Source organism: Maccoyibacter intestinihominis (assembly GCF_040096355.1).
Taxonomy (GTDB): Bacteria; Bacillota; Clostridia; order Lachnospirales; family Lachnospiraceae; genus Maccoyibacter; species Maccoyibacter intestinihominis.
Window position 1 is genome coordinate 1 of record NZ_JBBMEX010000025.1, and the last position, 5,762, is coordinate 5,762.

Annotated in this window: 9 protein-coding genes; all 9 read left to right on the top strand. The window is 36.2% G+C overall.

All coding sequences use genetic code 11. The annotated features are described in order from the left end of the window. Window positions 1-267 precede the first annotated feature (267 nt). Window positions 268-813: a hypothetical protein gene (locus WMO43_RS13890; protein WP_118057764.1), complete on the top strand. Its 546-nt coding sequence runs from the start codon at window positions 268-270 to the stop codon at window positions 811-813. A gap of 208 nt (window positions 814-1,021) precedes the next feature. Continuing rightward, window positions 1,022-1,216 carry a hypothetical protein gene (locus WMO43_RS13895; protein ID WP_353531579.1) on the top strand — a complete coding sequence of 65 codons (195 nt, stop codon included), beginning with the start codon at window positions 1,022-1,024 and terminating at the stop codon, window positions 1,214-1,216. Beyond that, window positions 1,192-1,680 (top strand): hypothetical protein, encoded by a 489-nt coding sequence (locus WMO43_RS13900; RefSeq protein WP_008115717.1) that lies wholly within the window; start codon window positions 1,192-1,194, stop codon window positions 1,678-1,680. The genes WMO43_RS13895 and WMO43_RS13900 overlap by 25 nt, the downstream gene beginning before the upstream one ends. 22 nt (window positions 1,681-1,702) lie before the next feature. Beyond that, on the top strand, window positions 1,703-2,656 hold the full coding sequence (locus WMO43_RS13905; RefSeq protein ID WP_015517465.1) for a hypothetical protein: 954 nt from the start codon (window positions 1,703-1,705) through the stop codon (window positions 2,654-2,656). A gap of 13 nt (window positions 2,657-2,669) precedes the next feature. Continuing rightward, complete coding sequence (locus WMO43_RS13910; RefSeq protein ID WP_118540062.1) at window positions 2,670-3,422, top strand: hypothetical protein; 753 nt, start codon at window positions 2,670-2,672, stop codon at window positions 3,420-3,422. 213 nt (window positions 3,423-3,635) lie between these two features. Beyond that, complete coding sequence (locus WMO43_RS14225) at window positions 3,636-4,169, top strand: transposase (RefSeq protein ID WP_347475467.1); 534 nt, start codon at window positions 3,636-3,638, stop codon at window positions 4,167-4,169. After that, the gene (locus tag WMO43_RS14230) at window positions 4,166-4,549 is read left to right on the top strand and encodes a hypothetical protein (protein WP_330381177.1); all 384 of its coding nucleotides are present in this window, start codon (window positions 4,166-4,168) and stop codon (window positions 4,547-4,549) included. Before WMO43_RS14225 ends, WMO43_RS14230 begins: the two co-directional genes overlap by 4 nt. A gap of 79 nt (window positions 4,550-4,628) precedes the next feature. Continuing rightward, a complete protein-coding gene (locus WMO43_RS13920) occupies window positions 4,629-5,099 on the top strand; it encodes a hypothetical protein (RefSeq protein ID WP_118585951.1) in 471 nt (156 codons plus the stop codon). A 45-nt stretch (window positions 5,100-5,144) separates the two neighbouring features. Next, window positions 5,145-5,678 carry a DUF3879 family protein gene (locus WMO43_RS13925; RefSeq protein ID WP_109258671.1) on the top strand — a complete coding sequence of 178 codons (534 nt, stop codon included), beginning with the start codon at window positions 5,145-5,147 and terminating at the stop codon, window positions 5,676-5,678. The last annotated feature ends 84 nt before the right edge of the window (window positions 5,679-5,762 follow it).

The following is a 5,762-nucleotide window of genomic DNA, read 5'->3' on the forward strand; positions in this document are numbered from 1 at the left end:
AGCTGGTCGCAGTTTGAATGGAAAACTTACGATACACAGATGACAGTCACATTTGAGGATTCGGTGAAAGTTGAAAGTATTTCAAAAGGAATGAATGTGATAAATGGGTAGATGCAATGGTAAATAGGAGGGACATTTACGCAAGCGATATCCGGGAAATTTTAGCATATAATCGGACACAGCACAAAGATATTATGTCTGAGTTAAATGTACAGTTTGTTATAGCAGACGGTACAATTCAGATAAACTGATTGGAGGAATAGAAGTATGCACATTGGTTCTGGTCTGAATACCGTATCTTCATTGTACGGTCAACAAAAAGGTAATCAAATGAAAACTCCTGCATCTGGGGAAAAGACATTTTATACGGCAGAAACACCAAAGGTATATCAGATATTTACAACAGATAATATGTTGTGGACAGGAGGTAATGGTACAGGTCTTTCTTATTGTCTTAAATATGCGGATGATTCGACGGATGAAAATCCTGTGGTGTTAGCGAAAGGTGTGGATGAAAACGGGAAAGAGTTTGAGCAAAGAATTTATATCAATGATGTTAATCCATCAAATGCTACAGTAGTCGAAATGCGTGCATTGGAGGCACATTACAAAGTGGAAAAGCAGGGAGGTTTCACGTCTCTGCCGCTTGAAGCTGGTAATATGGGACTTAACGACAGAAGAGATTTTATTGCAATGTTCAAAAAAAGCATAGAAGATTTAAACAAATTGGGAAGGTTTGACTTATCGTTGCTTTGGACGAAAAGTATGGATACATATCTTAATTTGCCAAATGCAAATAGTAAGTATAAATAGTGCTTAGTCATTTGAACATAGGAAAAAAAGAGAACTTGGATTACATATCATATTGAGGCTGAGAGAAATCCAATAGGTGACATAGTCGGAAGAACTCCGAATAATGAAGAAAAAATGTGGAAAATAAAATGAAAAAAGTTTATCGATAGGGTTCCAGTATGATTTACATGATACAGATTATAAGACTTATATAAGGCAGGGGGATAATATGGTTACTGTAAATAATTCTGACTATTATAACAACATTCCAGCTGGCAGGGATTTAAACAAGCTGCCCAAGCTAGAGTGTGACCAATGGATGACAGAAAGTATGAACCGCTTTAAGAAGTGGTTGAATAAAATTTTATACGAAAACCTCAAGCTGTTGGAGGTGGATTTATGGGAATCTCTTTTTCAAATATAGGAACAGTTGGAAGGGAACAGCTAATTACTTCTGGTAGTAATGGAGAACCAAACTGGTCTTATATTCCATCGAAAGGAAAAAGTACAAAAAAAGCGAATAACAGAACCTATCAGTTTGCAGACGAAAAAACCAAAAAGCAGATTGCTTATATGAGTGGTTATTACCTTCAGACAGTGCCGCAGAGTGTCAAGGCAGCATGGCAGGAAACATTGGAAGAAACTGGTTTTAATCCATTTCAGACGGATGTAACCAGTATATTAACGCAGCTATCGGTAGAGCAGGATTTTCTGACAGGTGGTGATGACAATATTTTTGGTGAAACGAAAGAAAGTTATTTAGCAGCTATCGACAAAGTATTGGAGAGAATAGAAAATCCGCTGGCAGCCGTTACAGATGAAAGGGCAGCATATCTGCAACAGGAAAAAGAATTTTATACCGTGTTGGCATCTAAAATAAGAGAATAAAATGTCGGGAGGAATTTAAAAAATGATTGGAAGTATAGGAGCGGAGAGCCGTTATTCAACAGGTTATAACAACCTAAAACCAAATCGGAACCAGAATAAGTGGGCTGACACTTTGGCTCAGACGGTGGATAAGGAGGATATTAGCAGTAGAGCGGATATCAATCGTGCTAAGAAAAGTACAGTGATGGATTCTTATCTGGCACTGTCAGGAAAAACGATAAATACTTTGAAACAGGAATATTCAGAGTACGAATCCGAAAATTATAGAATCGTACCCGATAATGAAGCTGAATGTTTTGATATATACAATAAAGACGGGGAGCGTTTGGGGGCATTTTCCTATTCTGATATAAAAATAAGACAGGATGAAACAACAGGAAAGCAGTTTTTGATTTCTGAGCATGGAACGATGAGTTACGATGCCCTGGTATTAGATGATGAATTAAAAGATGCATTGCAGAATGTAATGGATAAAGATTCGCTGGATGTGGAGACTTTGCAGGGATTTACATTAAATACACATTCAGGTACCGGCATCCAGTATTTAGTAAAAGACGGTGAAGAAGGCAGAGGTGGCAAGGTTCTTCTGCAAAATGAAGCGGATCGGAAGAGGTATGAAGAATTAGCGGAGATGTATTTTGACAAATACCCTAATTTAATTGAGAGTCGGGAAGAAGGTTTTATCTGGGCTGATTTAGAGATTAGAGGAATGGCAAAACGGACAGATCAGGGAATTATATCCATAGGAGCTGATGGAATGTCATACAGTGACAATGAAAATTATAAAAACAATTGGAGTGTCCGGTTTTCTGGTTCTATGTATGAAAAGCTGTATGAATGGCTTCAGAATAACAAGGATAGCATGGAGGAAATCCATAAATTTTCTACATGGCAAAAGGTTTTTGACGAAATTGGTGGAACGTATGAAAGAGTCTGGTCGAAAGAAGAACTGGATCAGGGATATTTGAATAATTGAAAGAGGTAAAAATATGAAAATATCTAGTTATATGAATAATATGAATCCCATAATAGAAAAAAATGATGCTAAAGTTCAGAAAGAAAATAAGCAGGCAAATGAAAAACATACGATGGAACAATCCGTAAAGCTTTCGATTTCTAATGAGGGATTGGAGTATTATCGTAATCGTATACAGCAGAGTGGACAGGAAAAATATGATGATGTGGTTCAAAGAAAGGAACTGTTAGAGAGTAAAAAAATCAGTGATATTGATTATAGTTATGAAATTCAAAAGAAGGCAGCACAGCAGAATCAAAATGTTGATACAGGAAAAAGTGCCTTAAATATTACTGACAAGGCAAATAATTATGTTAAAGCATACGCAGAATTATATGATGAAATTGTGAAGGGCTATGAAAATGGAACCAGAGAAATATATGTAGCTGATGAAAATGGACCTCGTAAGCTTACACGGGATGAAGAATTAAGCAATTTAGATGTAGCATATAAGAAAACGGTGGATGATTTTGTGACAATGGAGACAACAAATCAGCATGCCCGTGGAATTATCGGTGAAGAAATGAATAAAATTTCAAAAATTACATCAAGGTCTGCATTAGCGTCAGATTACATTGGGGAACAGAAAACAAAGGGAAAGGACGAAATCCCAGAAAATTTAACTGAGAAAATGTATGGTGCAATCACATCATTTAAGGAAAAATATACAATGATTCATCATAATCAAAATCAGTTATCGCAGTTATTGATGAGTGTTAAAATTTAAAGGCTAAAGATTAATGCTTTGGAAGAAGATAAGTTTACATTGATGGAAATTAAATACTCAAGCCATTCGATATGATTATGACAAACACAAATGTTAATAATGCCTGATTGTAATTTATTGACGATTAATATTTGAGAAAACGTTTCAAAACTGTTTGACCATGCTGCACAAAACAGTTCTAACTATCTGAATGGACACTGTTTTGTAAGTATCATGCTTTGCGTACCTGTGTGGAATCAGGATAAGATCTCTTATCTTTCCGTTCCGCTTGGATACCGTATGTGGAAGAAAAAAGAATCCAAACTGGAACTTGCTGCCACCATGATCCGTAAAGTCATGCCTGAATTTCAAAGCAGGGAACATGTCATTATTCTCTGTGACAGCTGGTATACGAAACAAAATCTGGTCTGTATTGTCAATGAATATCCGAACCTGGATCTTATTGGTAATGCAAGGATTGATTCTGTTATGTATGACCTTGCTCCTGCACATACCGGCCGCAGGGGGCGTCCGGCTAAACATGGAAAACAGCTTTCTGTTGAGACTGACTTTACCTTTTCCGGTGAAAAAATCGGTGATTACTATACCGGTGTCCGCCGTGTCTTTACCAGAATCTTTGGCAATCAGGAAGTTCTGGCTTATGTCACAGCCACAGAAAAAGAGCATGGTAAAAAACGCCTGTTTTCAGTACGATTTTTCCAGAAGAACTGCAGATTTTCTGTGCATGGCAGGAAAAAGCACCATTGAATCAGACCGGCAGTGACTGGATGAAATATATCCCACTGTTTCTGTACTCATTTCGCTGGAATATTGAGACAAGCGACTATGAGCAGAAAACATTCTGGTCTTTTTGCAGCTATATGGTGCGGAGCTGCAAAGGGATTGAAATGCTGGTCAATCTGATCAATATCAGCTATTGTGCCATGAAACTTTTGCCGTATCAGGATAAAACTTTTTCTGAATATCGCACAAAGAGTGTACAGGAATTTCGTTTTGAATTAAGCCAGGGTATTCGCAGACAGATATTTTTTGCCACTTTCGTCAAAAATGTCGAAACACACATAAAAACAAATGCTGTGAAAAAGGCTTTAAATCGGTTGATTCATCAACAAGTCTACCATTTATAAAGTTGTAAACTGGTGATTAAAATTGGTGAAAGAAATTGTAGCCATATTATTTTGAAATATTATTATGGAGGTATTTACGATGAAGAAAATTATATCTTATTTTTTGAGTGGAATCGTATTATGCACAGCTCTTCTTGTAACTCCTGTATCGGCAGCAGAAGTTGCACCGGCAGAAGAAACAATAACTATAAATTCTACTGTATCAGTGAGGGCTACAAATTATTGGACTAAGACAACAACAAAATTAAATTCTGTATATGGGACAGTATCAAATATTTCAACTGTTTCATCAGGGTCTGTAAGTGGATCAAATCCTCAGATTTTAAAAATAGAGGTGTATAGTAGGGTTAGTTCAGGAAGTGATTCGTTTTATTTATATGTAGAAGATGGCAATGGAAATGTTAATTATACAACAGTAAGTAAGAGTGGAACAATAACAATTAATGATTTTAATGGTTTTGATCCGTCAGGCAAGTGGAAAATATGGATTGTTACAAAAGGAACAGTTTCAACATCCACTGAAACAATAAAAGTATATTATACATATTAAAAATGTAATGTGGCTACAATTTTGTATTATAGGAGAGAGTGAAATATGAATGTAAATATTAACAATAAAAATTTATTTTCGCAAAGTTTGCTAATAAACAAATTCTTCTTTCAGAAAAATTCTTCACACAAGCAGACTGGGATTACGACCGTAGATTCTGGGTGTCAATATAGAAATAACAATTATTACTATAATAAAGATGGTGTACCTTTTTTATCAAAGGAACAGGCAGACCGTTGTATCAATGGTAAGGATTGGAAAAAGATAGTGTCTGTATCGGATAAGGTGAAGTCGGATTTAGAAAAGGTTGTAAAGCAGGATTTTATCAGTAGCAATGGTGCATATATACCAGAAGAAAGCAAGAGACATGATGTAATCAAACAGTATTTGAATACGATTCCTTCTGAACAGCGAAATTCCGCTTCGTGGACATTGAGCAGAATGGCTGGAGATTATGCTTCAAGAATGGAGACACTGGTAAAGAAAAATAATCCTGGATGGAAGCCGGGAGATGCATTTGATACAAGTATTTTAGATCAGATGGATGATACTCTTGGTGGATTAGATTTTAAAGTATAGATGTAGGTGAGAGAAATCCAACAGGTGGCATAGTTGGAAGGACTCCGAATAATGAAAGGAGATATGTTAATATGGCAGTTACAG

Excerpts from the sequence above, each read along its gene's own strand:
- WMO43_RS13900 (WP_008115717.1), top strand. The coding sequence starts at position 1,192 with ATGGGAATCTCTTTTTCAAATATAGGAACAGTTGGAAGGGAACAGCTA.
- WMO43_RS13905 (WP_015517465.1), top strand. The coding sequence starts at position 1,703 with ATGATTGGAAGTATAGGAGCGGAGAGCCGTTATTCAACAGGTTATAAC.
- WMO43_RS13890 (WP_118057764.1), top strand. The coding sequence starts at position 268 with ATGCACATTGGTTCTGGTCTGAATACCGTATCTTCATTGTACGGTCAA.
- WMO43_RS13925 (WP_109258671.1), top strand. The coding sequence starts at position 5,145 with ATGAATGTAAATATTAACAATAAAAATTTATTTTCGCAAAGTTTGCTA.
- WMO43_RS13910 (WP_118540062.1), top strand. The coding sequence starts at position 2,670 with ATGAAAATATCTAGTTATATGAATAATATGAATCCCATAATAGAAAAA.
- WMO43_RS13920 (WP_118585951.1), top strand. The coding sequence starts at position 4,629 with ATGAAGAAAATTATATCTTATTTTTTGAGTGGAATCGTATTATGCACA.
- WMO43_RS13895 (WP_353531579.1), top strand. The coding sequence starts at position 1,022 with ATGGTTACTGTAAATAATTCTGACTATTATAACAACATTCCAGCTGGC.
- WMO43_RS14225 (WP_347475467.1), top strand. The coding sequence starts at position 3,636 with ATGCTTTGCGTACCTGTGTGGAATCAGGATAAGATCTCTTATCTTTCC.